General features: G+C 73.9%; 3 protein-coding genes. All 3 read left to right on the forward strand.

Features of this window, described 5'->3' with window-relative positions; translation table 11 throughout:
- Positions 1-21: 21 nt before the first annotated feature.
- The 3 genes from H5J30_RS31290 to nuoK all read left to right on the forward strand — a co-directional run bounded on the left by H5J30_RS31290 (position 22) and on the right by nuoK (position 1,682).
- Positions 22-738 carry an NADH-quinone oxidoreductase subunit H gene (locus tag H5J30_RS31290; RefSeq protein WP_258563622.1) on the forward strand — a complete coding sequence of 239 codons (717 nt, stop codon included), beginning with the start codon at positions 22-24 and terminating at the stop codon, positions 736-738.
- Positions 739-816: 78 nt separating this feature from the next.
- Positions 817-1,380, forward strand: a complete 564-nt coding sequence (locus tag H5J30_RS31295) for an NADH-quinone oxidoreductase subunit J (RefSeq protein ID WP_181790912.1) — start codon at positions 817-819, stop codon at positions 1,378-1,380.
- Positions 1,377-1,682, forward strand: coding sequence for an NADH-quinone oxidoreductase subunit NuoK (gene nuoK / locus H5J30_RS31300; protein WP_181790914.1), 306 nt, complete (start codon positions 1,377-1,379; stop codon positions 1,680-1,682). The genes H5J30_RS31295 and nuoK overlap by 4 nt, the downstream gene beginning before the upstream one ends.
- Positions 1,683-1,744 lie beyond the last annotated feature (62 nt).

A 1,744-nucleotide genomic window follows, 5' to 3' on the forward strand; every position in this document is an offset into this window, starting at 1 on the left:
GCGTTCATCGGCGGCGCGTCGATGAGCGGCGGCATCGGCACGGTGTTCGCCGCGGTGCTCGCCGGGGCGGTGCTCCCGTGGGGGTTCCGGGCCGTCACGGATCCGGTCGTCGGCGTGGTGTGGTTCAACGCGATGGAGGTGCTGGCATGGGCGGCGGTGTGGCTGGCCGGCTGGGGGCCGAACTCGGCGCTGTCGCTGATCGGCGGCTACCGCTTCCTCGCCCAGGGCATGGCGTACGAGCTGCCGCACATGTTCGCGCTCACCACCGCGGCCCTGGGCGCGGAGTCGCTGCGCGTCGGGGAGGTGGTGGCGGCGCAGCGGGGGCTGTGGTTCGCGGTGTGGATGCCGGCGGCGTTCGCCGTGTATCTGCTGAGCGCGCTGGCGATGGCCTTCTGGGGCCCGTTCGACCACCCCCTCGGGCGGGACGCGGCGGGCGGCGCGGCGGCCGAGTACGCGGGCGTGGACCGGCTGGTGCTGCTGGCCGGGCGGTGGCTGCTGCTGGTGGTCACCGCCGGGTTCAGCGTGCCGCTGTTCCTCGGCGGCGGCTACGGGCCGTGGCTGCCGGGCTGGGCGTGGACGCTGCTGAAGACGGCCGGGGTGCTCGGCCTGCTCGTGGCCGGGCGGCGGCTGCTGCCGACGCTGCGCATGGAGCGCTACATGGAGTTCGCCTGGACGGTGCTCGTACCGCTGACGCTGCTCCAGGCCCTGGTCGTCGCCGTCGTCGTCCTCGCCCGGTGAAGGCCCGACGGGTGCGGGCCCGACCGATGCTGGCCCGGCCGGCGACCGCCCGGCCCCGGGCGGAGGGAGTCCGGCGCGATGCCCGATGACGTGGTGTTCTGGGCCCTCGCCGTCCCGGCCGTCGCGAGCGGGGCCATGGTCTTCCGCTTCGACTCCATGGCGCGGGCGACGTACGCGCTGCTGCTGTCCCTGCTCTGCGTCGGCGGCCTGGTCATCCGGCTCGGCCTGGACTACCTGGGCGTGGTCGTCCTCCTCATGATGACGATCGAGATGGCCCTCATGGCCGTGTTCATGGTGATGTTCATGATGAACCCGGCCGGGCTGACGCCCATGTCGATGCTGCACAACAAGCGGGGCGCGGCGGCGATCTGCGCCGGAGTCTTCGCGCTGCTGGCAACCGGCATCCTGCTCGCCCCCTGGCCGCGGCGGCGGGGGAAGCCGGCCGACGACCCGACGATGGCCCTCGGCGAGTCGCTGATGGGACCGCACATGCTGACGATGATGACGCTGGGCCTCGCCCTGTTCACCACCATCGTCGCCACCGTCGTACTCGCCACCGGCCGCGGCCGCTACGACCGCTTCGGCGACGACCTCGGCGCCCGCCGCCCCGCCGGCCCCGTACGCCCGGGGGCGCGCCGGTGACGCTGGAGCCCGTCCTGCTGGTGGCCGCCGCGCTGTTCTGCGTCGGGCTGTTCGGCGCGCTCTCCCAGCAGTCGATCGTGATGCTGATGATGGGCCTGGAGCTGATGCTCGGCGGAGTCATCCTCGCCGCCGCCGCGGTCTGGCACTTCGTCGCGCCCGCCGCCACCGACGGGCAGGTGCTCGTCGTGCTGGCCGTCACCGTGATGGCGGTGGAGATGGCCGTCGGCTTCGCCGTGGTCACGGCCCTCTTCCGGACCCGCGAGGTCGACATGACCGACGACGCCGCGGAGTTGAAGGGGTGAGCGCGGCGCTGTGGGCGCTCGTCGCCGTGCCGCTCGCCGCCGGTGCGCTGCTCGCCGCGGGC

It is taken from the genome of Streptomyces phytophilus, assembly GCF_013870535.1.
GTDB lineage: Bacteria > Actinomycetota > Actinomycetes > Streptomycetales > Streptomycetaceae > Streptomyces > Streptomyces phytophilus.

What these genes read in the sequence shown, in the direction of transcription:
- H5J30_RS31290 (WP_258563622.1), top strand. Translation starts at nt 22, where the DNA reads ATGAGCGGCGGCATCGGCACGGTGTTCGCCGCGGTGCTCGCCGGGGCG.
- H5J30_RS31295 (WP_181790912.1), top strand. Translation starts at nt 817, where the DNA reads ATGCCCGATGACGTGGTGTTCTGGGCCCTCGCCGTCCCGGCCGTCGCG.